The organism is Pseudomonas sp. yb_2, from assembly GCF_043103905.1.
GTDB lineage: Bacteria > Pseudomonadota > Gammaproteobacteria > Pseudomonadales > Pseudomonadaceae > Aquipseudomonas > Aquipseudomonas alloputida.
In genome coordinates this window covers 66430-91740 of the sequence record NZ_JBICKH010000002.1, presented here as the reverse complement: position 1 = coordinate 91740, position 25311 = coordinate 66430, and the positions used below count along the sequence as shown (strand labels likewise).

At 62.0% G+C, this 25311-nt stretch carries 27 protein-coding genes; 13 read left to right on the top strand and 14 right to left on the bottom strand.

The window, feature by feature from the left end; all coding sequences use genetic code 11:
- Nucleotides 1-73: 73 nt before the first annotated feature.
- Together urtE and ACF8FB_RS00865 are read left to right on the top strand one after the other, a co-directional pair.
- Complete coding sequence (gene urtE, locus ACF8FB_RS00870; RefSeq protein ID WP_010955451.1) at nt 74-772, top strand: urea ABC transporter ATP-binding subunit UrtE; 699 nt, start codon at nt 74-76, stop codon at nt 770-772.
- A 31-nt stretch (nt 773-803) separates the two neighbouring features.
- Nucleotides 804-1319 (top strand): GNAT family N-acetyltransferase, encoded by a 516-nt coding sequence (locus ACF8FB_RS00865; RefSeq protein ID WP_010955452.1) that lies wholly within the window; start codon nt 804-806, stop codon nt 1317-1319.
- A 136-nt stretch (nt 1320-1455) separates the two neighbouring features.
- On the opposite strand, the gene ACF8FB_RS00860 is transcribed toward ACF8FB_RS00865, so the two are convergent.
- Nucleotides 1456-1761 (bottom strand): chaperone modulator CbpM, encoded by a 306-nt coding sequence (locus ACF8FB_RS00860; RefSeq protein WP_010955453.1) that lies wholly within the window; start codon nt 1759-1761, stop codon nt 1456-1458.
- A 2-nt stretch (nt 1762-1763) separates the two neighbouring features.
- Nucleotides 1764-2723 carry a curved DNA-binding protein gene (gene cbpA, locus ACF8FB_RS00855; RefSeq protein ID WP_010955454.1) on the bottom strand — a complete coding sequence of 320 codons (960 nt, stop codon included), beginning with the start codon at nt 2721-2723 and terminating at the stop codon, nt 1764-1766.
- Nucleotides 2724-2887: 164 nt separating this feature from the next.
- On the opposite strand from cbpA, the gene ACF8FB_RS00850 reads away from it, so the two are divergent.
- Nucleotides 2888-4159, top strand: coding sequence for an Hsp70 family protein (locus ACF8FB_RS00850; RefSeq protein ID WP_010955455.1), 1272 nt, complete (start codon nt 2888-2890; stop codon nt 4157-4159).
- A 51-nt stretch (nt 4160-4210) separates the two neighbouring features.
- Here ACF8FB_RS00850 and ACF8FB_RS00845 read toward each other — a convergent pair whose 3' ends face one another.
- The 3 genes from ACF8FB_RS00845 to ACF8FB_RS00835 all read right to left on the bottom strand — a co-directional run bounded on the left by ACF8FB_RS00845 (nt 4211) and on the right by ACF8FB_RS00835 (nt 6427).
- A complete protein-coding gene (locus ACF8FB_RS00845; RefSeq protein WP_014592570.1) occupies nt 4211-5218 on the bottom strand; it encodes an AI-2E family transporter in 1008 nt (335 codons plus the stop codon).
- A 69-nt stretch (nt 5219-5287) separates the two neighbouring features.
- Nucleotides 5288-5575: a PsiF family protein gene (locus ACF8FB_RS00840; RefSeq protein ID WP_014592571.1), complete on the bottom strand. Its 288-nt coding sequence runs from the start codon at nt 5573-5575 to the stop codon at nt 5288-5290.
- A gap of 63 nt (nt 5576-5638) precedes the next feature.
- The gene (locus tag ACF8FB_RS00835) at nt 5639-6427 is read right to left on the bottom strand and encodes a helix-turn-helix transcriptional regulator (RefSeq protein WP_064492499.1); all 789 of its coding nucleotides are present in this window, start codon (nt 6425-6427) and stop codon (nt 5639-5641) included.
- A 225-nt stretch (nt 6428-6652) separates the two neighbouring features.
- Between ACF8FB_RS00835 and ACF8FB_RS00830 the strand changes: the two genes are divergently transcribed.
- A complete protein-coding gene (locus ACF8FB_RS00830; RefSeq protein WP_350298524.1) occupies nt 6653-7534 on the top strand; it encodes a DMT family transporter in 882 nt (293 codons plus the stop codon).
- A gap of 1 nt (nt 7535) precedes the next feature.
- Here the strand turns inward: ACF8FB_RS00830 and ACF8FB_RS00825 are convergent, their stop codons facing one another.
- Nucleotides 7536-8426 carry a triacylglycerol lipase gene (locus ACF8FB_RS00825; protein ID WP_003249615.1) on the bottom strand — a complete coding sequence of 297 codons (891 nt, stop codon included), beginning with the start codon at nt 8424-8426 and terminating at the stop codon, nt 7536-7538.
- Between the two features lie 123 nt (nt 8427-8549).
- On the opposite strand from ACF8FB_RS00825, the gene osmE reads away from it, so the two are divergent.
- Both osmE and ACF8FB_RS00815 read left to right on the top strand, forming a co-directional pair.
- Complete coding sequence (gene osmE, locus ACF8FB_RS00820; protein ID WP_003249613.1) at nt 8550-8891, top strand: osmotically-inducible lipoprotein OsmE; 342 nt, start codon at nt 8550-8552, stop codon at nt 8889-8891.
- Between the two features lie 42 nt (nt 8892-8933).
- A complete protein-coding gene (locus tag ACF8FB_RS00815; protein WP_004576962.1) occupies nt 8934-9464 on the top strand; it encodes a bacterioferritin in 531 nt (176 codons plus the stop codon).
- A 39-nt stretch (nt 9465-9503) separates the two neighbouring features.
- Here ACF8FB_RS00815 and ACF8FB_RS00810 read toward each other — a convergent pair whose 3' ends face one another.
- Entirely contained in the window at nt 9504-11570 is a 2067-nt protein-coding gene (locus ACF8FB_RS00810) for an AsmA family protein (RefSeq protein WP_392510574.1), read from the bottom strand.
- A gap of 340 nt (nt 11571-11910) precedes the next feature.
- Here ACF8FB_RS00810 and ACF8FB_RS00805 point away from each other — a divergent pair, with 340 nt between their 5' ends.
- The 4 genes from ACF8FB_RS00805 to ACF8FB_RS00790 all read left to right on the top strand — a co-directional run bounded on the left by ACF8FB_RS00805 (nt 11911) and on the right by ACF8FB_RS00790 (nt 14716).
- Nucleotides 11911-12453 (top strand): hypothetical protein, encoded by a 543-nt coding sequence (locus tag ACF8FB_RS00805; RefSeq protein WP_060488932.1) that lies wholly within the window; start codon nt 11911-11913, stop codon nt 12451-12453.
- A gap of 122 nt (nt 12454-12575) precedes the next feature.
- Nucleotides 12576-13211: a TetR family transcriptional regulator gene (locus ACF8FB_RS00800; protein ID WP_003249603.1), complete on the top strand. Its 636-nt coding sequence runs from the start codon at nt 12576-12578 to the stop codon at nt 13209-13211.
- 52 nt (nt 13212-13263) lie between these two features.
- Entirely contained in the window at nt 13264-14364 is a 1101-nt protein-coding gene (locus ACF8FB_RS00795) for an AGE family epimerase/isomerase (RefSeq protein WP_049586712.1), read from the top strand.
- Nucleotides 14365-14467: 103 nt separating this feature from the next.
- Entirely contained in the window at nt 14468-14716 is a 249-nt protein-coding gene (locus ACF8FB_RS00790) for a hypothetical protein (RefSeq protein WP_010955465.1), read from the top strand.
- 49 nt (nt 14717-14765) lie between these two features.
- Here ACF8FB_RS00790 and ACF8FB_RS00785 read toward each other — a convergent pair whose 3' ends face one another.
- The 6 genes from ACF8FB_RS00785 to ACF8FB_RS00760 all read right to left on the bottom strand — a co-directional run bounded on the left by ACF8FB_RS00785 (nt 14766) and on the right by ACF8FB_RS00760 (nt 21218).
- The gene (locus tag ACF8FB_RS00785; protein WP_392510813.1) at nt 14766-15530 is read right to left on the bottom strand and encodes an SDR family oxidoreductase; all 765 of its coding nucleotides are present in this window, start codon (nt 15528-15530) and stop codon (nt 14766-14768) included.
- Between the two features lie 593 nt (nt 15531-16123).
- Nucleotides 16124-16840 (bottom strand): ABC transporter ATP-binding protein, encoded by a 717-nt coding sequence (locus ACF8FB_RS00780; RefSeq protein WP_004576969.1) that lies wholly within the window; start codon nt 16838-16840, stop codon nt 16124-16126.
- Nucleotides 16837-17712 carry an ATP-binding cassette domain-containing protein gene (locus ACF8FB_RS00775; protein WP_010955466.1) on the bottom strand — a complete coding sequence of 292 codons (876 nt, stop codon included), beginning with the start codon at nt 17710-17712 and terminating at the stop codon, nt 16837-16839. Before ACF8FB_RS00775 ends, ACF8FB_RS00780 begins: the two co-directional genes overlap by 4 nt.
- The gene (gene livM, locus ACF8FB_RS00770; RefSeq protein ID WP_049586711.1) at nt 17709-19010 is read right to left on the bottom strand and encodes a high-affinity branched-chain amino acid ABC transporter permease LivM; all 1302 of its coding nucleotides are present in this window, start codon (nt 19008-19010) and stop codon (nt 17709-17711) included. Before livM ends, ACF8FB_RS00775 begins: the two co-directional genes overlap by 4 nt.
- Nucleotides 19011-19012: 2 nt before the next feature.
- Complete coding sequence (locus ACF8FB_RS00765) at nt 19013-19927, bottom strand: branched-chain amino acid ABC transporter permease (RefSeq protein WP_003249590.1); 915 nt, start codon at nt 19925-19927, stop codon at nt 19013-19015.
- Between the two features lie 154 nt (nt 19928-20081).
- A complete protein-coding gene (locus tag ACF8FB_RS00760; RefSeq protein WP_003249588.1) occupies nt 20082-21218 on the bottom strand; it encodes a branched-chain amino acid ABC transporter substrate-binding protein in 1137 nt (378 codons plus the stop codon).
- A gap of 512 nt (nt 21219-21730) precedes the next feature.
- Between ACF8FB_RS00760 and pncB the strand changes: the two genes are divergently transcribed.
- Together pncB and nadE are read left to right on the top strand one after the other, a co-directional pair.
- Nucleotides 21731-22936 (top strand): nicotinate phosphoribosyltransferase, encoded by a 1206-nt coding sequence (pncB, locus tag ACF8FB_RS00755; protein WP_392510575.1) that lies wholly within the window; start codon nt 21731-21733, stop codon nt 22934-22936.
- A gap of 3 nt (nt 22937-22939) precedes the next feature.
- Nucleotides 22940-23767, top strand: coding sequence for an ammonia-dependent NAD(+) synthetase (nadE, locus tag ACF8FB_RS00750; protein WP_010955469.1), 828 nt, complete (start codon nt 22940-22942; stop codon nt 23765-23767).
- Nucleotides 23768-23869: 102 nt separating this feature from the next.
- Here the strand turns inward: nadE and azu are convergent, their stop codons facing one another.
- The gene (gene azu, locus ACF8FB_RS00745; RefSeq protein ID WP_003249580.1) at nt 23870-24319 is read right to left on the bottom strand and encodes an azurin; all 450 of its coding nucleotides are present in this window, start codon (nt 24317-24319) and stop codon (nt 23870-23872) included.
- A gap of 348 nt (nt 24320-24667) precedes the next feature.
- Between azu and ACF8FB_RS00740 the strand changes: the two genes are divergently transcribed.
- On the top strand, nt 24668-25255 hold the full coding sequence (locus ACF8FB_RS00740; RefSeq protein ID WP_003249578.1) for a TIGR00730 family Rossman fold protein: 588 nt from the start codon (nt 24668-24670) through the stop codon (nt 25253-25255).
- Nucleotides 25256-25311: the final 56 nt, after the last annotated feature.

Genomic DNA, 25311 nt, shown 5'->3' with positions numbered 1-25311 from the left:
GTCCCCGTCGTAGGGGCGGGCTTGCCCGCGAAGAGGCCGGCACAGGCACAGCATCCCTTTCAGGAACTCTCACATGCTCAAGATCGACACCCTGCACCAGTACTACGGCGGCAGCCACATCCTGCGCGGCCTGTCCTTCGAAGCCAAGATCGGCGAAGTGACCTGCCTGCTGGGCCGCAACGGCGTGGGCAAGACCACCTTGCTGCGCTGCCTGATGGGCCTGGTGCCCGCCCGCGACGGCAGCATCGAATGGGAAGGCAAGCCGATCACCGCGCTCAAACCGCAGCAACGGGTGCAGGCCGGCATCGCCTACGTGCCCCAGGGCCGCGAGATCTTCCCGCGCCTGACCGTCGAGGAAAATCTGCTGATGGGCCTGTCGCGCTTCCCCGCCCGTGAAGCCCGCGAGGTCCCGGCCTTCATCTACGAACTGTTCCCTGTGCTGGAGCAGATGAAACAGCGCCGCGGTGGCGACCTGTCTGGCGGCCAGCAGCAACAGCTGGCCATCGGCCGCGCCCTCGCCAGCCGCCCGCGCCTGCTGATTCTCGACGAGCCGACCGAAGGCATCCAGCCCTCGGTGATCAAGGAAATCGGCGCGGTCATCCGCCGCCTGGCCGAGCGTGGCGACATGGCGATTTTGCTGGTGGAGCAGTTCTACGACTTTGCCGAGGCGCTGGCTGACCAGTACCTGGTCATGGCCCGTGGCGAAATCATCCAGCGCGGTCGCGGCGAAAACATGCAAGCCGAAGGTGTACGCGGGCTGGTAACCATTTAATCTGCGAGCAACGACCTTGCGAGACGCTGTCATGAGCTACGAAATTCGCGATGCCCTGCACACCGACGTGCCAGGCATACTCGACATCTACAACGACGCGGTGCTCAACACCACGGCGATCTGGAACGAAACCCCGGTGGACCTCGACAACCGCCAGGCCTGGTTTGAAGCGCGTGCGCAGCAGGGCTACCCGATTCTGGTGGCGGTCGATGAAACCGGCGTGCTGGGGTATGCCTCGTTTGGCGACTGGCGACCTTTCGAGGGCTTTCGCCTGACCGTTGAGCACTCGGTGTACGTGCGCAGCGACCAGCGTGGCAAAGGGCTCGGGCCGGTGTTGATGGCGGCGCTGGTCGAACGCGCGCGCGGATGTGGCAAGCATGTGATGGTGGCAGCGATCGAGCGTGGCAATGCAGCTTCGGTGCGCCTGCATGAGCGGCTGGGCTTCGTGGTGACCGGCCAGATGCCGCAGGTGGGGGTTAAGTTTGGCCGCTGGCTTGATCTGACCTTCATGCAACTGGTGCTGAACCCGGGCGCCGAACCGACCTGAAATGCGGTCCATCGTGTGAGCATCGCGAAAGGGCTGCAAAGCAGCCCCGGCAATTTTGCGGTGGAGCAAAGATCTGGGGCTGCAAAGCAGCCCATCGCGACACAAGGCCGCTCCCACAGATGCCGGCACGGCCGGCCTACAACTGGATAAACCGGCCCAGCCGCTGCTTCAGCATGCTGTTCTCACTGCGCAACTGCTGCACTTCCTGCAACAGCTCCAGCGCCAGCGCCACCCCTTCCCACTCCAGTTCCAGCTCCTGGTGCAGCTTCACCGCTCGTTTGGTCACCAACGGCGCCTGATCGTCAAACAGCCAGTCCTCCGGCGTTCGCCCGGAAGGTTCGACAATGCCGTGCTCGACGATTTCGATCACGCATTCAGCCGTGACATCGGCTTCCTGACACAGGGTACGCATGTCCAGTTGAACGATCAGGGTGCTGCTCATGATCACTTACTCCATTGTGTCCTCGGGTTGAACGCAGCTTTCTCGGAAAGCTTGGTCCAGAGTTCGCGGGCAGATTCGTCCGACGCGGGCGGCATGACCACCTTGAGCTGCGCATAAAGGTTGCCGCGCTCTCCCTGTTTGTTCGCCAGGCCCTTGCCCGGTACACGCAGGCGCTGGCCGCTCTGGCTGTCAGGACGGATGGTCAGGTTGATCTTGCCATCCAGGGTCGGAACCGCCACCTTGGCGCCCAGGGCCGCCTCCCACGGTGCCAACGGCACAGTGATGATCAGGTCATGACCTTCGACATCGAACAGCGGGTGCGGTGCCATGCGGATGGTCAGGAACAGGTCACCGTTGGCCCCGCCACCGCTGCCGGGCGCGCCCTGGCCCTTGAGGCGGATGCGCTCGCCGTCGGTCACCCCAGCCGGAATCCTCACGTTCAAGGTTTTGGTGGTGAAGCCGGTGCGCTGGCCCATGGCATTGGTTTGCGGCACCTGGAAGCTGATCTGCTTGGACTCCTTGCTCAGGGTCTCTTCAAGGAACACTGCCAGTTCAAGCTCCACGTCCTGCCCCCGCCTGCCAGCACTGCGTTGCTGCTGCCGGGCGCCACCGAAGGGGTTGCCACCCGCACTGCGCCCACCGAAGATCGAGCTGAAGAAGTCGGAGAAGTCGCCGCCTTCGAAGCCGCCGCCACCACCGCGGCTTTCCCAACCCGGTGGTGCCTGGAACGGCCGGCCATGCTGGCCGCCGTACTTGCGGATTTCATCGAACTCGGCACGTTTCTGCGCGTCGCCCAGCACCTCATAGGCCTCGTTGGCCTCCTTGAATTTCTCCTCGGCGTCGCGCTCCTTACTGACATCGGGGTGATACTTGCGCGCCAGTTTGCGGTACGCGGCCTTGATCGCCTTTTCGTCCGCAGTGGGCTCTACGCCGAGTATCTTGTAATAGTCTTTGAAGTCCATTTATGGATCACCAATGTGAATGTGCATGTTGCAACTGAAGATAGGGGTCAAGCATAGCCTTTCAAGACCGACTTGGGTTTGCCTCAAGGCAGACGACTGGTCTTGATTCTGTAGCCAACTGGCATACACTGCGCGGCCGTTTTGCCTCCGGAAGCCCATTTCCCATGTCTGACGTATCCCCGGCCCGCGCCCTGGGCATCGACTTTGGCACCTCCAACTCCACAGTCGGTTGGCATCGGCCTGGCGTCGAGTCGCTGATTGCCCTGGAAGACGGCAAGATCACCTTGCCCTCGGTGGTGTTCTTCAATATCGAAGAGCGGCGCCCGGTGTATGGCCGCCTGGCGCTGCACGAGTACCTGGAAGGCTACGAAGGCCGCCTGATGCGCTCGCTGAAAAGCCTGCTGGGCTCGAAGCTGATCAAGCACGACACCAGCGTGCTGGGCAGCGCCTTGCCGTTCAAGGACCTGCTGGGCATGTTCATCGGCGAGCTCAAGAAGCGCGCTGAGGCGGCCGCTGGCCGTGAATTCGACCAGGTGGTGCTGGGCCGCCCGGTGTTCTTCGTCGACGAAGACCCGGCTGCCGACCAGGAGGCCGAGGACACCTTGGCCGAAGTGGCGCGCAAAATCGGCTTCAAGGACGTGTCGTTCCAGTACGAGCCGATTGCCGCGGCCTTCGACTATGAGTCGAGCATCAGCCGCGAAGAGCTGGTACTGATCGTCGACATCGGCGGTGGTACCTCGGACTTCACCCTGATCCGCCTGTCGCCCGAGCGCCATCTGGTCGCCGAGCGCCAAAGCGACATCCTCGCCACCGGCGGTGTGCACATTGGCGGTACCGACTTCGACAAGCAACTGAGCCTTCAGGGCGTGATGCCGTTGTTTGGCTATGGCAGCCGCATGAAGAGCGGTGCGCTGATGCCGACCAGCTACCACCTCAACCTGGCCACCTGGCACACCATCAACGCCTTGTATTCGCAGAAGTCACAGTTGGCGCTGGGCAGCATGCGCTATGACATCGAGGACAGCTTCGGCATCGATCGCCTGTTCAAATTGATCGAACAGCGCGCCGGGCATTGGCTGGCGATGGAAGTGGAAGCCAGCAAGATCGAGCTGACCGAGCATGACAGCCGCCACATCGACCTGCGCCGCGTCGAGCCCGAGCTGACTGCGGAACTGACCCGCACGCTGTTCGAAGAGGCGATCGAAGGCCTGCTGGAGCGCGTGCGCGGTAGCGTGACCGAGCTGCTGGCCAAGGCTGGGGTAAGCGAAGGCCAGGTCGATACGGTGTTCTTCACCGGTGGCTCCAGCGGCATTCCGGCGCTGCGCAACAGTGTTTCGGCGATGCTGCCGAATGCACGGCATGTGGAAGGCAATATCTTTGGCAGCATTGGTAGCGGGCTGGCCATCGAGGCGCGCAAGCGTTACGGCGCGGCCTGATTTGTCGTTTAGCCTGTACCCGCGAAAGGGCCGGTACAGGCCACTACATGATCAGACCAGCTCCGCCCGCTTCAGCTCACTCTTCAGATAGGCATAGTAGATGGGCCCCGCCACGACACCAGGCAGCCCGAACGCCGCCTCGAATACCAGCATCGCCAGCAGCAATTCCCACGCCTTGGCACTGATCTGCCCACCCACGATCCGCGCGTTGAGGAAGTACTCGATCTTGTGGATGACGACCAGGTAACCCAGCGCCGCTGCCGCCACCCAGATCGACAGCGACAGGCCGACGATGGTGATCAAGGTGTTGGACATCAGGTTGCCGATCACCGGCAGCAAGCCCAGCAGGAAGGTCAGCACGATCAGCGTCTTGGTCAGCGGCAGGTGTACGTCGAACAGTGGCATCACCACGGCCAGGAAAATGCCGGTGAAGATCGTGTTGAGCAGCGAGATCTTGATTTGCGCGAACACGATGTTGCGAAACGCTTTCACCAGCAGGCTAAGACGTTCGAACAGCGCCGCCGCCAGGGGCTTGCGCCGGGAAATATCGGGAATGCGCTGCAAAGCGATGATGGCACCGAGGATCATGCCGATGAGCATCGTCACGAACATGTGCGCCATACCCTTGCCCACCAGCTGCAAATCGCTCAGGTGGCTCTTGATCCAGTCGCCGATGGCCACCTTGAACTCTGCGGCACTGGCAGGCAGGTAGCCCTCGATGAAAGGGGGCAACTGGCTGCGGGCTCGCTCGACCAAGGCCATGAACTTGTCCAGCGAGGCGCCGGGGTTTTCCGCCTCGTGCAGCAGGAAGCTGAAGGCACCGGCAATCAGCAGTGTTAGGGTGCTGACCACCAGCGTGCCGAGCAACGCCACGGCCAGCCAGCGCGCGCGTTGGCCAGCAAGCAGCGGTTGCAGGCGCGGGGTCAGCATGTTGACCAGTTCGAACACCAGCAGACCGGCCAGCAGGCTGGGCAGCAACTTCAGGGGCAAAGCCAGCAGCAGCCCAGCCATGACGATGATCAGGCTGGCCAGGGTGATCTGACGGGGGGTAAAGGTCATACAGCCTCGACGGCAGACAGCGGGAATGCCGCAGTCTGCCAGCCTTGGCGGCGCAGGCATAGGCGCAGGTCATTTCTTCTTCAGGCAATCGCTCATGAAGGCCTTGCGCTCATCCCCCTTCAGGGCTTTGGTGGTGGCGTCAGCATTGCAGGTCTTCATTTTTTCTTGCTGGGTTTGAGGCACATCCTTTTTCAGGCAGGTGCTCATGAACGCTTTGCGTTCATCGCCCTTGAGGGCCTTGGCAGTGGCGTCGGCGTTGCAGGTTTTCATCTTTTCCTGCTGCGCGGTATTGGCAGCGAAACCTTGGGCACTGAACAACACCGCCAGCGCCAGTAACGGGATTTGCAGCACTTTCATGGAGTGGTCTCCTTGGCTCCGCGCCCGATGCACGGTGATCGAGCTGAGTGTAGCCAAGAATGTTCAGCGCCCCGCCCGCGCCTGCCGGCGGTACTGCTCGGGCGTACACCGGGCCTGGCGCTGGAACATGGCGATGAACGCCGAAGCGCTGCTATAGCCAAGGTCGAAGGCAATGGCCTGAATCGGCAGGCCGGCTTCCAGCGCTTCGATGGCACGCAGAAAACGCAGGCGCAGGCGCCATTCGCCAAAGCTGATGCCCAGCTCGCGCAGAAACTGGCGGGCCAGGGTGCGTTCGCTGACGTGTACGCGTGCGGCCCAGTCGGCCAGCGGGCGGTTGTCCCCCGGCTCGGCGCTGAGCGCGTCGAGCACCTGGCGCAAGCCATCGCTGTGGGCAAACGGCAGGTAGCAGGCCAGGGTGGGCGCCAGCAGCAACTGGTCAAGCAGTACCTGTACCAGGCGCTGGTCACGCTCGTCCTCGGCCACCTTCAGATTGCGCCGGGCGAAGTCACCGAGGATGGCCTTCAGGATGTCACTGATCATCAGGCTGCACGGGTGCGGTGGTAGCGCTGCGCACAGGCTGCGGTCGAGATAGATAGAACGGTAGACGATGGCCTGGGGGTTGTAGCAGCCGTGCTCGGTGTCGGGCGGCACCCAAACGGCGTAGTGCGGCGGCGACAGGAAGCGCTGGCCGGCCACATCCAGTTGCATCACGCCGTGGGCGGTGTAGTTCAGCTGGCCCCAGGCGTGTTGGTGCACGGCGCTGTGGGTGTCGGCAACGAACTCGTCGTGGCGGAAGTACACCGGGGCCGGCAGTTGGGTGAACTGGGGGATATCGAGGTATTTACGCGGCATGCTGTCTGCTTTGCAGGGTCGGTTGTCTGGATAGAAGTATAGGCTTGTAGACAGACACTCGATAATACAGGCCTATCGAGGACCTGCCTTGCAGGCCTTCGCGGGCTCCCCGCTCCCACAGGATCTGCGCCAGCCTCCAGGCCTGTGTATCCCCCGTAGGAGCGGGTTCACCCGCGAAGGGCTGCAAAGCAGCCCCATTCCAGCCCCCAGCGAGTACCCTGCTGCATGAACTACCTGTTCCCCCTCACCGCCATCCTCATCTGGGCCGGCAACACCGTGGTCACCAAGATGTCCGCCGGTGCCATCCACCCTGCGGAGATCGGCTTCTACCGCTGGTTGCTGGCCGCCTTGCTGTTCACGCCGTTCCTGCTGCCCGCCGTGTGGCGCAACCGTGCAGCCATCCGCCCGCACCTGGCCAAGGTGTTCGTGCTCGGCGTGCTGGGCATGGCGATGTACCAGAGCCTGGCCTACTTCGCCGCCGGCATCACCAGTGCCACCAATATGGGCATCATCCTCTCGCTGATGCCGCTGATGTCACTGGCGCTGTCCATCGCCTGGCTGGGCCAGCGCCTGAGCTACGGTGCCCTGCTGGGCGCGGTGGTGTCATTCTTTGGCGTGCTTGAAGTGGTCAGTGCCGGCCACCCCGCCAGCCTGCTGCAGCATGGGCTGAACAGCGGCGACCTGTTGATGCTGGTGGCTACATTGGCCTATGCGCTGTACAGCTTCCTGCTGAAGAAATGGCAGCTGCGCCTGCCGCCGATGCAGCTGCTGTACCTGCAGGTTCTGGTGGCCATCGTCGTGTTGCTACCGCTGTTCTTGCTGTCGGACAAGACCGGCCTGAACAGCCACAACATCGGCCTGGTCCTGTATGCCTGCGTACTGGCCTCGATGATCGCGCCACTGGTGTGGATGCAGGCCGTGCACCGCCTGGGGCCCAGCCGCACCACACTGTTCTTCAACTTGCTGCCGCTGGTCACTGCGCTGATCGCCGCCGTGGTGCTCGATGAGCAACTGGCCAGTTACCACCTGGTCGGCGGCTTGCTGACCCTGGCCGGGGTAGTGCTGGCCGAACGCTGGACCACGCCGATCCGCCGCCAAGGCACTTGAGCTAAAGCCCCGCCGCCTTGAGCCGGGCGGCATGTTCGGTGAATAGCCGCACAGGCTCCGCGCCTTTGCCCACGGCACCGAGCGACTGGTTGACGATGTCCAGGTGATCGAGCGGGTAATCGTCGCCGATCACCTGCCCCAGGTGCGAACTGAAACGCCCGACCATGCCGTCGCAATGGCCCTTTTCCTTGATGAAACTGCGTGCGAACAGGCGGCAGAAGCGGCTGCTGCCGTCGAAGCGGTTGCGCCCCTGGTCTGTCAGGCCGGGCTGCAAGGTGCCGGACCAGGAGTAATAGCGTACGCCATTGACCTCATAGGCCCCTTCCCCACCCCAGGTTTGCGGCAGGCCCTGTGGATAAGCCTGGTTGAACAGCGCCACCCCGGCGCTGGTCAGCGACTGGTGCGAGGCGTGCACATCTACCGGCAGCGGGTCACGACGCCAGCCGGTTTCCAGCCACACCAGCAGCACGGCAAACCCATGCAGCACGGCCTTGAGGACGCGCCCCTGGGGTGAATGGCCCGGTGCCGTGCGTTCCAGGTGGTCGGCCAGCTCGGAGCCATGGTTGGGCCCCGCCACCGAGGTGACCGACGCCACCCGCTCCGGCCGTTTGGCCGCTGCGTAACGCGCGCTCAGGGCGCCCTGGCTGTGGCCGATGAGGTTGACCTTGTCGACGCCGGTACGTTGGCAGATATCGTCGATGATCGCCAGCAACTGCTCGCCGCGCACCTCGCTGGAATGCAGCGGCGAAACCTGCACCGGAAACACCTGCGCCCCGCCCTTGCGCAAGGCCGGCACAATGCCGAACCAGTAGGGGTAGAGCACCATCCGGACAAACCCGAGCATGCCTGGCACCAGCACCAGCGGGTATCGCGTTGCCAAATCCTGCTGCATTGCCGCAGCTCCTTTGCGTGTACGACGGGCCAACACTACAGCGGCCATCATGACCATCGCAATCGAACTCCTGGCGCGCGCTGTGGTTCAAAACCACACAGACCCTTTGCAAGGAGCGGGACCATGTACAAGCAGACCCTGGCAATCCTTCTGGCAAGCGCCACCCTGGCCGCCTGCGGCAGCCGCCCGGAAAACCCGGTGGATTACGTCACCTACCGCGATGAGCCGCTGGTCAAGCAGGTGGAGAACGGTATGACCATGCAGAAGGTCATCGCCATTGGCGGCAGCCCGTCGAGCGTGATCGACCTGCCACACGGGGGCACCTGCAACGACTACATCCTCAACCACGATGGCAAGCAGCAGCCCTATTACGTGCGCTTCGATGCCACCGGCCATGTGGATGCCAAAGGCTTCAAGACCTGCAAGCAACGCCAGGAGGACAGCGACGCCCTGCATGGCGCGTAAGCCTGTGTTCCGACCCGACCCTGACCCCTGCTGGAGATAACCATGAGCAATGTTGAACTGACCGATGTGAAAACCCTGCGCGAGCGTGCACGCCAGCATGTGGAGCAAGGCGCAGTGACCGAGGGTTACCACGCCGACCGTGAACAGATCCTGCGCCTGCTTAATGAATCGCTGGCCACCGAGCTGGTCTGTGTGCTGCGCTACAAGCGCCACTACTTCATGGCCAGCGGCATCAAAGCCAGTGTGGCTGCCGAGGAGTTTCTGGAACATGCCAACCAGGAAGCCGAACATGCCGACAAATTGGCCGAACGCATCGTGCAACTGGGCGGGGAGCCGGACTTCAACCCCGACAACCTGACCAAGCACTCGCATGCCCAGTACGTGGCCGGCAATTCGCTCAAAGAGATGGTGCTGGAAGACCTGGTGGCAGAGCGCATTGCCATCGACAGCTACCGCGAGATCATTCAATACATCGGGGATAAAGACCCGACTACCCGTCGTATCTTCGAAGACATCCTGGCGCAGGAAGAGGAGCACGCGGACGATATGTCCGACCTGTTGCAAGGCCTTTGATTTCTGACACCCTCAAGGGGCCGCTTTTGCGGCCCCTTGCTATTTCTGTGCTTTCACCGCTGCCGGCGCCTTGCCTGCCTTCATCTGCTGCAACAACGGTGTGCACTGGTTCGGGTCATCCCCGCTGCTGGGCGCAATCAGCGCCAGCAACCCCGCCGCCGGCCCTGCCACCACCCCCAGCGCAACCATCCCTGCGCCACGCAACGCCAGCGGCACTGCCTGCACACCGGCGTTCGGCTTGGCGAACGGTCCGCGCACATACAGGGGTGAACGCAGCGAGAACAACCGCAGCCCTTTCGATTCAGGGGTGATGTTCAAATCCAGTTGCTCAGAAGCGAAGTTCGCCGTGCCGTCGATGTAGATGATCGCGTTCTCGGTATCGAAGATGAACAGCCGCGTAGTCGCCAGGCCATCCTTGATGCCTACATCGGCTGCCGCACAGTTGATCTTCACGTCCTCGTCACCAAACAGCTTGCCGACCACATAGTTGCCCACGTTCAAGCCGGCAATTTCCATCAGGCTGCGGCTGATGGCGCCATCGTTGATCAGCATGCGCAAGTCGCCATTGGCGGTACCCAGCAAGGCGGCTACCGAGTTGCCACGGCCGCTGATGTCGGCGTCGCCATTGAGCTCACCAAAGCTGGTCTGCATTGGCGCAAAGGTGGGGAACAGTTGCTTGAGCTTGAAGCCCCGCGCAGTCAACTTCGCGCGCCCCTGCAAGGGCACGCTGCGCCCGTCCAGGCGGATGTTGGAGGCCAGGCTGCCGCCGGCCACGCCAAAGCGCAGGGGCTCCAGGCGCAACAGACCGTCTTCCAGAACCAAATGGGCCGACAGGTCAGTGAACGGCAGTTGCGCGCTGTGCACGATGCGCTTGCCAGCAAAGGTGACATCAGCGTCCATTGCCCGCCAACGCTCGGTGCGAAACGCCTCCACTGGCAGCACCTTGCCTGCCGGCTGCTTGCTGGCACCGCCACGGGCCTTCTGTTCGGCATTGGAGTCGGCACCGATCAGCGGCGCCAGGTCCTTGAACAGCAACTGGTTCGATACCAGGTTGCCGGACAGTTTAGGCCGTGGCTGGCTGGCAACGAAGGCCAGGTCCCCATGTATATCGCTGTCGCCGATCTTGCCGTTGAAGCCCTGGTAATTGAACGACGCCCCTTGCGCCGCCTGCAGGTTGGCGCGTAGGTGGCCGTCGGTGGAATAGGCCGGGGTGTCAGGCAAGGTGACGCCGGTCAATGGGTAGAGGTTGCCCAGGCTGGCACCCGACAAACGCAGGCGCAGGTCGAGGGCACCAAGGTTGCGCGGGTCGGTGAGGGTGCCGGCGAGCACCACATGGGTGTCGGCGATGCGCACGTCGGCCTGCAGCGGGAACGGCTGGCTGGCGTCCTGCAGGGCCAGCAGGCCACCGATCTTGCCGGTGCCGGACACTGGCTGGCCTTTGTAGCGGCCCTGGGCCTTGAGGCCGAAGGCATAGTCCTGAGCACCGCCGGCCTTCTCGGCGCTGGCCTTGCCGACAATCTCACTGAACGGGATTGGCTTGCCAAGCGGGTCGACCTGCACCTTCATGCTGGTTTTCAGGGTCTGGTCGTCGAAGCTGACGTTGCCCTGGTCAAAGCCGATGGCGCCGATGTCCAGCTGCCATTTGGAAGGTTCGGCGTTTTCATCCTTGGGGCCGAAGTCGAAGACCCAGTTGGCGCGGCCATCGGCCAGGCGAGTGAGGCTGGCAGTGGGCTTGGTGAGGTTGATGCGGGGTATGCTGATCTGCTGGAACATCAGCGGCAGCGGCGCCAGGCGAAACTCCACACGCTCAAGGCCGACCATCTTCGGCTCCTTGAGCCACTCGGGGTTGCCCAGCGTCAGGTCTTCGGCAATGAAGTGCGGCCAAGGCACCCAGGCACGCCACCCGCCCTCTTCGGGCTCGGTACGCCAGTGCACGGCGAGGTTGCCGTTGATCGCGAAGGGCCGATGCAAGGCTTCAGAGACCTTCTCGTTGAGCAGTGGCTTGACGCGGTTCCAGTCGAAGGTGGCAATCACTACCACCAGGATCGCCAGCACGGTAAGCAGGCTGGCGAGGGTCCAGACGAGGATTCTGGCGGGACGCGTCATTGCGTAATTCTCCTTGCGGCATGACAGAAAACAGGCGCTGCGATGGCCTCAATAACTCCGACTGATGAAAACCCGTGAGGTTTTATCAATGGCGCCATGATAGCGAAGTTTTTCCTGGCCCTTTGCTCAGGAATGTGTCGCGCCAGACTGCACATGTTACCCACCGCCAACAGGGGCCGGTGGTTGCCTGCATGGCTGCAAGGTCCGGAATAGAGGCACTGCAATCCTCTATCAATATGGTCGATTGTTACCATTACCCGTATGAACTTCTCTCTGGCGTTACGCGGCGTAGCATTGGCTTCGTACCCACTTTCCAGCCCCCGAGAGGAGCACCGAAATCATGAAACGCCATCTGCTGACCCTGACCCTGTCCCTTCTGGCCGCCAACGCTTTCGCCCTGCCGGCGTCCGAGCAACACCTGACGTCCGAAGCGCGCTCCAGCGCTGCCGAAATCGCCCAGCCGCTGAACACCGTAGCTGAAGGCGGCTCCGATCGCCTGATCGAACGTTCTGGCCGTGTTGCCGAAGGTGGCTCCGATCGCCTGATCGAACGTTCTGGCCGCGTTGCTGAAGGTGGCTCCGATCGCCTGATCGAACGTTCTGGCCGCGTTGCTGAAGGTGGCTCCGATCGCCTGATCGAACGTTCTGGCCGTGTTGCTGAAGGTGGCTCCGATCGTCTGATCGAACGTTCTGGCCGCGTTGCTGAAGGTGGCTCCGATCGTCTGATCGAACGTTCTGGCCGTGTTGCCGAAGGTGGCTCGGATCGTCTGATCGAACAAGCTGGCCGTGTTGCCGAAGGCGGCTCCGATCGTCTGATCGAACAAGCTGGCCGTGTCGCTGAAGGTGGCTCGGATCGCCTGGTTGAACTCAGCCGTGTGAGCTGATCGCCATGGCCGAAAAGAACAACTTCTGTCACAACGCTTGCTCCCCTCCAGGCCCGGTCCATTGACCGGGCTTTGTTTTTTTATCTAGAGTGCCCAGCCTGACCGTTACAGAAGCCCGCATCATGCTGCCGCGCGCCGAACAGAAGCTACAGACCCGCCAGGCCCTGCTCGATGCCGCCTGCCTGCTCATGGAGAGTGGCCGTGGTTTCGGCAGTATCAGCCTGCGCGAAGTGGCGAAGACAGCTGGCATCGTGCCGACCGGCTTCTATCGGCATTTCTCCGACATGGACGCTCTGGGCCTGGCCCTTGTCGCCGAAATCGACACCACCTTCCGCCAGACCATCCGCCTGGTGCGCCAGAACGAATTCGAACTGGGCGGCATCACCGACGCCTCGGTGCGCATCTTCCTCGACGTGGTAGCCGCCCACCGCGCGCAGTTCCTGTTCCTGGCCCGCGAGCAGTACGGCGGTGCGCAGGCCGTGCGCCAGGCCATTGCCCGCCTGCGCCAGGATATCAGCGACGACCTTGCCACCGACCTTGCGCGCATGAAGCGCTGGCAACACCTGGACAGCGCCGCGCTTGCGGTGATGGCCGACCTGGTGGTGAAGACCGTGTTCGCCACCCTGCCCGAGCTTATCGACAACCCGGAAGCGGGTTATCCACAGGCCCTGACGCCGCAGGAAAAGATCACCCAGCAATTGCGCTTCATCTTTGTCGGGGCGCGGCATTGGCAGGGGCTCGGCAACCCAGGCTACTGAAAACCCCACTTCTGCTACCATGGCGCCCTGCCCGACAGCGACGAGCGCCCAAATGTCCGACCCCCGCCCCACCCTGCCCGAACTGGCCCGCTTCAACCAGCACTTCGCCGAACGCATCGTGCCGCTGTGGCAAGGCCCGGGCTGGAACGCCGACATGGCCCTGCCCTACGAAGCGCTGGACGCCCAGCACCAACCGTTGCCGGTGCAGCGCTACCGGGCCATGGCCTGTGCACGCCAGCTGTACGTGTTCAGCAGCCGTATCGGCCAGCCGGGCGCCGCCGAACGCGCCGCAGCCCTGTTTCGCTCGCTGCAAAAGCACTTCCACGATGCCGAGCACGGGGGCTGGTTCTACAGCATCGACGCCCAAGGCAAGCCGCTGGACCGGCGCAAGGACCTGTATACCCACGCCTTCATCGTGTTCGCCTGCGCGCACTACTGGGGCAAAGTGCGCGAAAACCTGGTGGAGTCCACGTTGAATGCCGCGCTGGACATCATCGACCAGCAGTTCGCCCGTGACGATGGCCTGTACGAAGCCTGCCTGGGCGAAGACTGGGCCGACCTCGGCAGTGGCCCGCTGCAGAATCCGCAGATGCACCTGGCCGAAGCGTTCCTGCAGGTACTGGCTGTGCGTGACGACGAACATGTCCGCCAGTCGCTGCTGCAATTGTGTCAGGCACTCGAGGCGCATTTCATTGAACCGGCCCATGGCCTGATGCTGGAAAAGCCACGCGGGGCTGTGGATAACTGGTTCGAGCCTGGGCACCAGTTCGAGTGGTTCTATCTGCTGCATACCTCCCCGCTGCTGCGTGACACCCCGCTGCATGCGTCAATAGACCGGGCTTTCGCCTTTGCCGAGCAATTCGGGGTGAAGGATGCGGCCGTACTGGCCATGCTGAATGTGGATGGCCGGGTGCTTGATGCCTCCCAGCGTATCTGGGCGCAGGCCGAGTACCTGCGGGCGCTTACATTGCGTGAAGGCAGTGAAGCAAAGCTCGCGGGGCAGTTGGGCGCCCTTTCAGCGCGGTTCCTGCGTGACGCCGGCTGGTATGAGTGCCGAGGGGGTGACGGCGCGGTGAGCAGGGATGACATGCCATCGACCACGCCTTATCACTTGGCTACCTGCCTGGAAGGGCTGAATCAGGCGAACATCTAATCCATACAACGAATCTGTCAGGGGTGAGCGTTTCCCTCTGCCGGAAGCATCTCCCCACCCCTATGTTGGTGCCCCTTTCTCGAACGTTCAGGAGTAACCAACTATGGAAGCAGAAGCCTTCAAGGCATTTGTCGAAGAGCAGATCAACCGAGCGGCACAGAAGATAATCGATCACGGCCACCGCTATGACGAGCACTCCCATGGCAAACTCAGCTACCTGCTAAGCCTGCGCCGTGTCATCAATTGCGAGGCAACGGCCGAGGACATGGGCCGGCATGACGCCATCAACGATGTCCTTCAAGCGTTAGGCATCATCCCTGAAGGCAGAACCGGCTTTAGCTATATCAACTGAGCGATGCGGTTGTTTCGCGAACCGGGTCTTTCCGGTTCGCGGCGTATGCTTAGCCTTTTGATCGGTCGATCGAGAACCCTGCCCAGTCCTGGCTCACCGGCATCAGTTCCAAGCTGTTGATGTTGATGTGCGCCGGCTGGTTGAGGATCCAGAAGATGGTCTCGGCAATATCCTGTGGCTGGATCGGCTCCGCACCCGCGTAGGTAGCATCGTACTTGGCCTGGTCACCCCCGAAGCGCACCAGCGAGAACTCGCTCTCGCACAGGCCCGGCTCGATGTTGCTCACACGCACGCCGGTACCGCGCAGGTCGCAACGCAGGCTCAGCGAGAACTTGCCGACGAAGGCCTTGGTGCCGCCATACACGTTGCTGCCCGGGTACGGATAGTTGCCCGCCACCGACCCGACGTTCAGGATCGACGCGCCGCGGCCATGGGCGATGAGCCGTGGCAGCAGCAGGCGAGTGGTGTACATCAGGCCCTTGATGTTGGTGTCGACCATGGTTTCCCAGTCGTCCAGGCTGCAGTTCTGCGCAGCATCCACACCCAGCGCCAAGCCGGCGTTGTTGACCAGACCGCGAATCTTTTCAAAGCCGGCCGGCAGATTGGCAATAGCCTGCTCCATTGCCTTGCGGTCACGCACGTCCAGCACCAGGCCATGCACTTCGGTCTTGGCCGACAGTTCAGCGCACAGGGCATCCAGGCGCTCTTTGCGGCGCCCAGTGAGTACCAGCTTCCAGCCGGCTTCTGCGAAGCGGCGGGCGGTGGCCTCGCCGAAACCGGAAGTCGCGCCAGTGATGAATACGGTGGACGTCATGCTGTGTTCCTCACGGTAGGTTGTCATGGCAGCTTTGCAGCATGCCCGCGCACGGCGCAGGCAGCAAGCCGCTCAGGGGCTGTTCATTTTTTGTTCATACTCGCGAAACCCTTGCAGCAGAGGGCTCGCCGCCAGGTATGCGCATGTTATCCACAAGGCTTTCCCCACGGATTGGGGGCAACTTGTCCACTGTACGGAACCCTTTCAGCGGATTGTGGTCTGTGGATATCTTGTCGGTGATGGCGCAAGGCTTTCAAACATGCCGCCTGCAGCGGTCTGTCCAAGGTTTTTACACAGAGTTATCCACAGGATTGGCACTGCACTTGAAGCACACGCAGAGATGTTGAAAGCTTGGGAAAATCATCCACAACGGGGATATGAACAAAAAATGATCAAATCGCTACAGGGCTTGATACTCAAGGCCTTGAGCGATATGCCACCATGTTTTCCACAGGCGGCTCCACACTATCCGTGGAAAAGAGTTGGCCTGTGGAAACAATGGCTTGCGAAGGAATATGGGTGTGTTTCGGGAGAAGGGAACGACAAGTTTTCCACATTGAGAAGGGGGCTGCACTGCAGCCCCTTAACACAACTCAGTGCCCGCCCAGATAAGCGTTACGCACTTCCTCATTGACCAACAGTTCCTGCCCGGTCCCGGTCATGCGAATCTGCCCGTTGACCATCACATAGGCCCGGTCCGACAGTTTCAGCGCATGGTTGGCGTTCTGCTCCACCAGGAAGATAGTCATCCCGGTCTTGGCCAGTTCTCGCAGGGTCGAGAAAATCTGCTTGACCACGATCGGTGCCAGACCCAGCGAGGGCTCGTCCAGCAACAGCAATTTCGGCCGGCTCATCAGCGCCCGGGCAATCGCCAGCATTTGCTGCTCGCCACCCGACATGGTCATGGCCCGCTGGTTACGCCGCTCCTTCAACCGCGGGAACAGCTCGTACATACGCTGCATGTCTTCGTCGGCATGCTTGTCGCCGATGGGGATGGTACCCATCATCAGGTTTTCCTCGACGGTCATGTCGGGAAACACCCGGCGCCCCTCCGGCGACTGGGCAATGCCGTTGGAGGCGATGTAGTGCGAGGATTTGCGGGTGATGTCGGTGCCGCGGTACACGATATGCCCGGATGCCGCCCGCGGCTGGCCGAAAATCGACATCAGCAGGGTCGACTTGCCGGCACCGTTGGCGCCGATCAGGCTTACCGTCTCGCCCTCGTTGATGTGCATCGAGACTTTCTTCAGTGCCTGGATCGGCCCATAGAACACGTCCAGGTCTTTCAGCTCGAGAATGGGTGCACTCATACCAGTTCCTCTTCGTCTGCACCCAGGTAGGCGGCAATCACCGTCGGGTTGTGGCGGATGTCCTGCGGCGCACCTTCGGCAATCACGTTGCCGTGGTCCAGCACCACGATATGGTCGGAGATGCTCATGACCATGCCCATGTCGTGCTCGATCAACACCACAGTGATGTCGTGCTCGTCACGCAGCACACGGATCATGCGGCTGAGTGCCTCGGTTTCCTGCGGGTTAAGGCCCGCCGCCGGTTCGTCCAGGCAGATGATCTTCGGCCGCGTGCACATGGCCCGGGCGATTTCCAGACGCCGCTGCTGGCCGTACGACAGCTCGCCGGCCAGGCGGTTGGCGCAATCGACCAGGTCTACTACTTCCAGCCAGTAGAAGGCGTGGTCCAGCGCATCGCTTTCGGCCTTGCGGTAGGCCTTGGTGTTGAGCACCCCGGCCAGCAAGTTGCGGTTGACCCACATGTGCTGGGCCACCAGCAGGTTCTCCACCACCGACATTTCCTTGAACAGGCGAATGTTCTGGAAGGTGCGCGCCAGGCCGGCGCGGTTGACCAGGTGGGTACCACCGAACATCTTGTAGTACATACGGTTGGCAAAGCGCGCAGGCGACACGAAGTCGGCCGCCTGGAAGCGCTCGCCGAGCAGCTGGATGACGTTGGTGTGGCTGCCGCGCACGTTCAGTTCGATACGTCCGCCACTGGCCTTGTAAAAGCCGGTCAGGCAGTTGAATACCGTGGTCTTGCCGGCGCCGTTGGGGCCGATCAGGGCAAATATCTGGTTGCGCCGGACCTTCAGGCTGACGTCGCTGAGCGCCTTGATGCCACCGAACTGCATCATCAGGTTGTCGACCGAGAGAATGATATCGTCGCTCATGGCGCCACTCCTTTACGTGGGGTCACACCGGTACGGCTGATACGGATCAGCCCACGCGGTCGCCAGATCATCATCAGCACCATCAGCACGCCGAACAGCAGCACCCGGTACTCGGAGAAGCTGCGCAGCAGTTCCGGCGCCACGGTCAGCACGAACGCCGCGATGACCACACCCACGGTCGAGCCCATGCCACCCAGCACGACGATGGCGAGGATCAGCGCCGACTCGAAAAATGTGAACGACGACGGGTTGACGAAGCCCTGGTAGGTGGCGAAGAACACCCCGGCCAGACCGGCAGTCGAGGCGCCCAGGGTAAAGGCCGACAGCTTGACCAGCACGTGGTTCAGGCCCATCGAACGGCAGGCAATCTCGTCTTCGCGCAGCGCTTCCCAGGCCCGGCCGACCGGCATGCGAGTCAGGCGATGCTTGATGTACAGCACTGCCAGCACGACCATGAACAGCACCGCGTAGATGAACACGAACTTGAGGCTGGCGTTGTACTCGAAGCCGAAGAACTCGTGGATCGGCACCCCGCCATCCTTGGCCCGGCGGCCGAACTCAAGGCCGAAGAAGGTGGGTGAAGGTGCCGGCATGCCGTTGGGGCCACCGGTGAACGATAGCCAGTTGTTCAGCACCAGGCGAATGATCTCGCCAAAGCCCAGCGTCACGATCGCCAGGTAGTCACCGTGCATGCGCAACACCGGGAAGCCGAGGATGCACCCCGCCAGCGCCGCAGCGATGGCCGCCAGCGGCAGCACGCTCCAGAAGCCCAGCCCCAGGTACTGGTAACCCAGCGCCAGACCGTAGGCACCGATGGCATAGAACGCCACGTAACCCAGGTCGAGCAGGCCGGCCAGGCCGACCACGATGTTCAGGCCAAGGCCCAGCAATACGTAGATCAGGCCGAGGATGACCACGGTCAGCAGGTACTTGTTGGCGAAGATCGGGAAAACGATGGCAATCACGATCAGCGCGGGGATGATGTAACGCAGGCGCGACTTGTAGTCCGGTGCGGTCACATGCACGCCCGAGCCACCGCTGTCGAAGCCCAGGAGCATGCGCTGCCCGGGGGCAGTCTGCAGGAACAGGCTGAGCAGGAAGCGCCCCACCATCACACCGCCGACCAGCCAGGCCACGCGGCGCGGCTCGGCATTGAAGGTGTAGCCGTCGAGCACCACACCAACGACCGGACCAAACACGATAAGTGCCAGCAGGCCAGCGACAATGGTCTCCAGCAGGCTGCGTTTAAGGTCGAAACCCTTGGTTTCGCTAATAGAGGCAGTTTTGGCAACGGACATGTTCACACCTTAGCCACGAGCGGGCGACCCAGCAGGCCTTGTGGGCGGAAGATAAGGATCATCACCAGCAGCGAGAAGCTGAACACATCCTTGTAGTCGGAGTTGATCAGGCCTGAGAACAGCGACTCGGAAATTCCCAGGATGATCCCGCCGAGCATGGCACCCGGCAGCGAGCCGATACCCCCGAGCACTGCGGCAGTGAACGCCTTGATACCGATGATGAAGCCGGCGTAGAAGTCGAAGGTGCCGTAGTTCATGGTGATGAGCACGCCGGCCAGGGCGGCCATCACTGCACCGATGACGAACACGTAGGAGATTACCCGGTCGGTGTTGATACCCAGGATCGAGGCCATCTTGCGGTCTTGCTGGGTAGCACGGCACATGCGGCCGAGCTTGGTGTACTTGATCACGTAGGTCAGCAGGCCCATGCCGACAAAGGCCGCCACCAGGATGAAGATCTTGGTATAAGTCAGTTGCACGAAGCCGGACCCGACTTCGACACGCATGGCGCCTTCCAGCAGGGTTGGCACGCCTTGCTGGCGGGCGCCCTGGCTGATCTGTGCGTAGTTCTGCAGGATCAGCGAAATGCCGATGGCACTGATCAGCGGTGCCAGGCGGGTGGAGTTACGCAGCGGTTTGTAGGCGATGCGCTCGATGGTGAAACCATAAACGCCGGTGACGACGATGGTGAACAACAAGGTGCCCAGCATCAGCAGGGGGAACGATTCGACACCGAAGTAAGCCAGCAATGCCAGGCTGATCGCCGCGAGGTAAGCGGAGATCATGTACACCTCGCCGTGCGCGAAGTTGATCATGCCGATAATGCCATAGACCATTGTGTAGCCGATGGCGATCAGGCCATAGACCGACCCGAGGGTCAGGCCGTTGACCAGTTGCTGCAGGAAAATACCATCCATAACGCAATCTCACCTGATTGAGATTGCACGAGCGCCGACCACGGCGCGGGCCACCTGTGCGGGGCCCTCGCAGCGCAGAACTGTGCAGATCTACGAATAAAGACAGGTACCGCGGGGCTTGGGCCCGAGCAACCGCCCGGGCCGCGGGCCGTTGTTATTTTTGTTTTTCCAGCTGGTGGTATTTACCGGTCTTGTCCCACTGGTAGACCACGTAGTCGGAGACGGTCAGGTCGCCCTTGCTGTCCCACTTCTTCTCACCCATGACGGTCTGCACCGGGTTGGCCTTGAGCCACTTGGCAGCGTCCTCGCCCTTGTTCGACTTCGCGCCATTGAACGCGGCAGCCAGAGCCTGCAGCGAAGCGTAGGCGTACAGGGTGTAGCCCTCAGGTTCGGTGCCGGCCTTGCGGAACTCCTCCACCACCGCCTTGCTGTCTGGCAGCAGGCGCGGGTCGGCACCGAAGGTCATGTACACGCCGTCAACGTATTGCGCGCCGCCGGCGGTAGACACCAGTTCGTCGGTGACGATGCCATCATCGGACATGAACTTGACGTCCTTCAGGCCTTGCTCGCGCAGCTGGCGTACCAGCGGGCCGGCTTCCGGGTGCAGGCCGCCGAAGTAGACCACGTCGGCACCGGTAGAGCGGATCTTGGTGACCACCGCGCTGAAGTCTTTCTCGCCACGGGTCAGGCCTTCGTACAGCACAGGCTTCACGCCGCGTTTTTCCAGCTGCGCCTTGGTCGCGTCAGCCAGGCCCTGGCCGTAGGTGTCCTTGTCGTGCAACACCGCAACCTTCTTGCCCTTGAGCACGTCGACGATGTAGTCGCCAGCGACGATACCCTGCTGGTCGTCACGGCCGCACATGCGGAACATGGCACTCAGGCCGCGCTCAGTGACCTGTGGGTTGGTGGAGCCTGGGGTGATGGCGATCACGCCCGCCTCGTCATATACCTCGGAGGCCGGGATCGTGTTGGAAGAGCAGAAGTGGCCCACCACGCCAATCACCTTGTCCTGATCGACCAGGCGGTTGGCCACGGCCACGGCTTGCTTCGGTTCACAGGCGTCATCGCCTTTGACCAGGACGATTTTCTCGCCATTCACGCCACCAGCGGCGTTGATCTTGTCAGCCGCTGCCTGCGCACCTTTCATGTACTGCTCGCCAAACGCTGCGTTTGCCCCAGTCATGGGGCCCGCTACACCGATCTTGACGTCGGCCTGAACATACGAAGAAACACCCAGTGCCGTAGCTACGGCCAGAGCCAGGAAACCTTTCTTGTAAAACGTCTGCGACATGAGGTGGTGCTCCTAGAGTTTTTTTGGTTGGCACTACAACTTCTCAGCCCGGTACTCAGAGCAAGGGCCGTGCCATCGGTTTTGTCTTCCGGGAAAACACACTGTGAAGGGTGCCGGTAGGCGACGGGCGGCCTTTTCTTTATTGAGCGTGCAACCGTCTGCCACGCGGCAGGCGCCACCACACGTACAGACAAGGAGCAACCTTCGAGTGCCATCATTGCAACCCTGGCAAGTGTTTACGTGCAACCGCCCTGTAACAGCGGACGTCACCGAACTGCACACCGCTGGTGCGCGACTGCTACAGGCGGCACCGTTTCAAGGCTAGCTGGTGCACGGAAAAACACCTCTGTTTTGGCTGTTTCGGCCTCTTCACGGGCACGCCAGCTCCCACATTAGGAGCAAGTCCCCGCACCGTGCAGGAGCGGGCTTGCCCGAGAAGAGGCCGGAACAGCCACACAAGGTGGAAAAGGCTGGCACAATGTCCGCCAATCGCCGCTTCCGGAGCCCCCTTGATGAGCGAAAGCGCATTCGCCGAGCGCATCGTGCACAACCTGCTCGACACCGACTTCTACAAACTCACCATGATGCAGGGTGTGCTGCACAACTACCCGGACGCCGACGTCGAATGGGAATTCCGCTGCCGCAACGGTGAGGACCTGCGCCCCTACCTCGGCGAAATTCGCAATCAGCTCGAACGGCTTGCCGACCTCACCCTGGACGATGGCCAGCTGGCCTTCCTCGAACGCATCAGCTTCCTCAAGCCCGACTTTTTACGCTTTCTGCGCCTGTTCCGCTTCAACCTGCGTTACGTGCACGTCGGCATCGAAAATGATCAGCTGTTTCTGCGCCTGAAAGGTCCGTGGCTGCATGTGATCCTGTTCGAAGTGCCGCTGCTGGCCATCATCAGCGAAGTACGCAACCGCAATCTGCACCCGCACATGCGCCTGGCCGAGGCGCGGGATCAGTTGTACCGCAAGTTTGACTGGCTGCGTGCACATGCCAGCGACGACGAGCTGGCCGAACTGCAGGTGGCCGACTTCGGCACCCGCCGGCGCTTTTCCAGCCGCGTGCAGGAGGAAGTGGTAAGGGTGCTGCGCGACGACTTCCCCGGCCGTTTTGTCGGCACCAGCAACGTCGACCTGGCATGGAAACTGGATATCAAGCCGCTGGGCACCATGGCCCACGAGTGGATCATGGCCCACCAGCAGCTCGGCCCACGGCTGATCGACAGCCAGATCGCTGCGCTGGACTGCTGGGTACGCGAGTACCGCGGCCTGCTCGGCATCGCCCTGACCGACTGCATCACCATGGATGCCTTCCTCGGCGATTTCGACCTGTACTTCGCCAAGCTGTTCGACGGCCTGCGCCATGATTCGGGCGAGCCGGTAGCCTGGGCGGAAAAGGCCATTGCCCATTACCAGAAACTGGGTATCGACCCGATGACCAAGACCCTGGTGTTTTCCGACGGCCTCAACCTGACCCGCTCGCTGGAAATTTTCCGCGCCCTGCGCGGCCGCATCAACGTCAGCTTTGGCATCGGAACCAACCTGACCTGCGACATCCCTGGTGTGGCACCCATGAGCATCGTGCTTAAAATGACCGACTGCAACGGCGCGCCGGTGGCCAAGATTTCTGACGAAGCCGCCAAGACCCAGTGCCGCGACGAGAACTTCGTCGCCTACATGCGTCACGTATTCAAAGTCCCCAGCAAGGAGTAACCCATGCAAGCGGTTCAGCAAGAGATTGCCCAGGCGCTGAAGGTACAGCCGCCGTTCGCCGACGCGGCAGCGCTCGAGGCCGAAGTCGCCCGGCGGGTGGCGTTCATCAAGGACTGCCTGGCCAATGCTCGACTCAAGACCTTGGTGCTGGGCATCAGCGGTGGCGTCGACTCACTGACTGCCGCCCTGCTCGCCCAGCGCGCCATCAACGAGCTGCGCGCCGAGACCGGCGACAAGGCCTACACCTTCATTGCCGTGCGCCTGCCGTACCAGGTACAGCATGACGAGCATGACGCCCAGGCATGCCTGGAAGTTATCAAGGCAGATGAAGTTCACACGGTGGATATCGCCCCGGCAGTGCGTGCATTGGCAGCTGAAGTGGCGGCGTTGAAGAACGGCTCGCCGACGTTGGTGGACTTCGTGGTTGGCAACGTCAAGGCACGTACCCGGATGGTCGCCCAGTACACCATCGCTGGCGCCCGCGCAGGTCTGGTGATCGGAACCGACCACGCCGCCGAGGCGGTGATGGGCTTCTTTACCAAGTTTGGTGATGGTGCCTGCGACCTCGCGCCGTTGAGTGGGCTGGTGAAGAATCAGGTGCGGGCGATTGCGCGCAGCTTCGGTGCGCCGGAGTCACTGGTGGAAAAGGTGCCAACGGCCGACCTGGAAGACCTGGAGCCGGGCAAGCCGGACGAGGCGTCACATGGCGTGACCTACGCGCAGATCGATGCCTTCCTGCATGGGCAGCCGGTTGACCAGGCAGCGTTCGACATCATCGTCGCCACCTACCGCAAGACCCAGCACAAGCGCGAACTGCCGTTCGCTCCTTGATAAGTGGCCTGCAGGAGCGGGTTCACCCGCGAATACGAGGGTGAACCCACCGACGCATTCGCGGGTGAACCCGCTCCTGCAGGGTTCGCCGTCAGCCTTTGATTACTTGACGATGACCTTGCCTTTCATCATCGAGATGTGGCCCGGGAAGGTGCAGAAGAAGCTGTAGTCACCACCGGCTTCCAGCTTGGAAGTGTCGAACTTCACTTCGGTTTCTTTCTCAGGCGCGCCGATCATCTTGGTGTGGGCGATGATCGCGGCGTTGTCAGCCTTCAGATAGTCCTTATCCAGACCCTGACTCATGCCTTCGGTGGCAATGGCCTGCATGTCGGCAGTCTTGCTGATCACCAGGTTGTGGCCCATGACGTTCTTCGGCAGGTTGCCAGAGTGGGTCAGTTTGACGGTGAATTCCTTGCAGCTCTTGTCGACAGTGAATTCCTTGCTGGTGTAGGACATCTGGTCAGTCGAGTCGACAGTGACCGAGCACTCGGCGGCGAAGACAGAAGCGCTGGCGAGGGTCAGCAGGGATACCGCTACAGCTTTCGCAAACATCATGAATCTCCTTGGCAGGGTTTTATCAATTGCGAGACTGCCTGAAACCGTTCAGCCCCTTGCTGATATGGGTCAAGGGGGCGTCAAGAGGCCAGCCAGTAGAATTGTTCAATGGATTGTATACAACAAATCTAAGGGCACATCATGCCCTTTTATTGGACGATGAGACAACCTCTCATTTAGGAGCAATACCAAATGCCCATCTCCAACTTCCTCAATAGCCTGCTCGCCGCCTACGCCCACGGGGCCACAGGAGCCATCTGCGAATTCTCCCGGCCAGAATGAACCGGCCTTGGAAGTGACCGGCATGCGCCGTAACCTGTGCGCCTCAGTGACAGGAGATGAGCAATGCCCGTACGTTCCGTTTGTGTGTTCTGCGGCGCCAGCATGGGCGCCAACCCTGCCTACCGTGAAGCAGCCGTCGCGCTAGGCCAGGCCATTGCCCGCCGTGGCTTGACCCTGGTGTATGGCGGTGGCGCGGTCGGCTTGATGGGCGTGGTGGCCGACGCGGCCATGGCGGCCGGCGGCGAAGTGGTCGGGATCATTCCGCAGAGCCTGCTGGACGCTGAAGTCGGCCACAAGGGCCTGACCCGCCTGGAAGTGGTGGATGGCATGCATGCGCGCAAGGCCCGCATGGCCGAGCTGAGCGATGCCTTCATTGCCTTGCCGGGTGGGCTGGGTACGCTGGAGGAACTGTTCGAAGTGTGGACCTGGGGGCAGCTGGGCTATCACGCCAAGCCACTCGGGCTACTGGATGTGAACGGTTTCTACGACAAGCTGGGCGGGTTCCTCGACCATATCGTCGAAGAAGGTTTCGTGCGCCCGCAACACCGGGCGATGTTGCTGCTGGGGCAGCAGCCGGACGAGCTGCTGGACGGGATGGACAGCTTTGTGGCGCCGGTCGCGCCTAAGTGGGTCGACAAGCAGCCTGACTGACCCAGATGGATGGGCCGAACACTGACCCTGTAGGAGCGGGTTCACCCGCGAATCGA

Bases quoted from the DNA above. Each gene is read 5' to 3' on its own strand.
- urtE (WP_010955451.1), top strand. From the start codon at position 74: ATGCTCAAGATCGACACCCTGCACCAGTACTACGGCGGCAGCCACATC.
- ACF8FB_RS00865 (WP_010955452.1), top strand. From the start codon at position 804: ATGAGCTACGAAATTCGCGATGCCCTGCACACCGACGTGCCAGGCATA.
- ACF8FB_RS00860 (WP_010955453.1), bottom strand. From the start codon at position 1,761: ATGAGCAGCACCCTGATCGTTCAACTGGACATGCGTACCCTGTGTCAG.
- cbpA (WP_010955454.1), bottom strand. From the start codon at position 2,723: ATGGACTTCAAAGACTATTACAAGATACTCGGCGTAGAGCCCACTGCG.
- ACF8FB_RS00850 (WP_010955455.1), top strand. From the start codon at position 2,888: ATGTCTGACGTATCCCCGGCCCGCGCCCTGGGCATCGACTTTGGCACC.
- ACF8FB_RS00845 (WP_014592570.1), bottom strand. From the start codon at position 5,218: ATGACCTTTACCCCCCGTCAGATCACCCTGGCCAGCCTGATCATCGTC.
- ACF8FB_RS00840 (WP_014592571.1), bottom strand. From the start codon at position 5,575: ATGAAAGTGCTGCAAATCCCGTTACTGGCGCTGGCGGTGTTGTTCAGT.
- ACF8FB_RS00835 (WP_064492499.1), bottom strand. From the start codon at position 6,427: ATGCCGCGTAAATACCTCGATATCCCCCAGTTCACCCAACTGCCGGCC.
- ACF8FB_RS00830 (WP_350298524.1), top strand. From the start codon at position 6,653: ATGAACTACCTGTTCCCCCTCACCGCCATCCTCATCTGGGCCGGCAAC.
- ACF8FB_RS00825 (WP_003249615.1), bottom strand. From the start codon at position 8,426: ATGCAGCAGGATTTGGCAACGCGATACCCGCTGGTGCTGGTGCCAGGC.
- osmE (WP_003249613.1), top strand. From the start codon at position 8,550: ATGTACAAGCAGACCCTGGCAATCCTTCTGGCAAGCGCCACCCTGGCC.
- ACF8FB_RS00815 (WP_004576962.1), top strand. From the start codon at position 8,934: ATGAGCAATGTTGAACTGACCGATGTGAAAACCCTGCGCGAGCGTGCA.
- ACF8FB_RS00810 (WP_392510574.1), bottom strand. From the start codon at position 11,570: ATGACGCGTCCCGCCAGAATCCTCGTCTGGACCCTCGCCAGCCTGCTT.
- ACF8FB_RS00805 (WP_060488932.1), top strand. From the start codon at position 11,911: ATGAAACGCCATCTGCTGACCCTGACCCTGTCCCTTCTGGCCGCCAAC.
- ACF8FB_RS00800 (WP_003249603.1), top strand. From the start codon at position 12,576: ATGCTGCCGCGCGCCGAACAGAAGCTACAGACCCGCCAGGCCCTGCTC.
- ACF8FB_RS00795 (WP_049586712.1), top strand. From the start codon at position 13,264: ATGTCCGACCCCCGCCCCACCCTGCCCGAACTGGCCCGCTTCAACCAG.
- ACF8FB_RS00790 (WP_010955465.1), top strand. From the start codon at position 14,468: ATGGAAGCAGAAGCCTTCAAGGCATTTGTCGAAGAGCAGATCAACCGA.
- ACF8FB_RS00785 (WP_392510813.1), bottom strand. From the start codon at position 15,530: ATGACGTCCACCGTATTCATCACTGGCGCGACTTCCGGTTTCGGCGAG.
- ACF8FB_RS00780 (WP_004576969.1), bottom strand. From the start codon at position 16,840: ATGAGTGCACCCATTCTCGAGCTGAAAGACCTGGACGTGTTCTATGGG.
- ACF8FB_RS00775 (WP_010955466.1), bottom strand. From the start codon at position 17,712: ATGAGCGACGATATCATTCTCTCGGTCGACAACCTGATGATGCAGTTC.
- livM (WP_049586711.1), bottom strand. From the start codon at position 19,010: ATGTCCGTTGCCAAAACTGCCTCTATTAGCGAAACCAAGGGTTTCGAC.
- ACF8FB_RS00765 (WP_003249590.1), bottom strand. From the start codon at position 19,927: ATGGATGGTATTTTCCTGCAGCAACTGGTCAACGGCCTGACCCTCGGG.
- ACF8FB_RS00760 (WP_003249588.1), bottom strand. From the start codon at position 21,218: ATGTCGCAGACGTTTTACAAGAAAGGTTTCCTGGCTCTGGCCGTAGCT.
- pncB (WP_392510575.1), top strand. From the start codon at position 21,731: ATGAGCGAAAGCGCATTCGCCGAGCGCATCGTGCACAACCTGCTCGAC.
- nadE (WP_010955469.1), top strand. From the start codon at position 22,940: ATGCAAGCGGTTCAGCAAGAGATTGCCCAGGCGCTGAAGGTACAGCCG.
- azu (WP_003249580.1), bottom strand. From the start codon at position 24,319: ATGTTTGCGAAAGCTGTAGCGGTATCCCTGCTGACCCTCGCCAGCGCT.
- ACF8FB_RS00740 (WP_003249578.1), top strand. From the start codon at position 24,668: ATGCCCGTACGTTCCGTTTGTGTGTTCTGCGGCGCCAGCATGGGCGCC.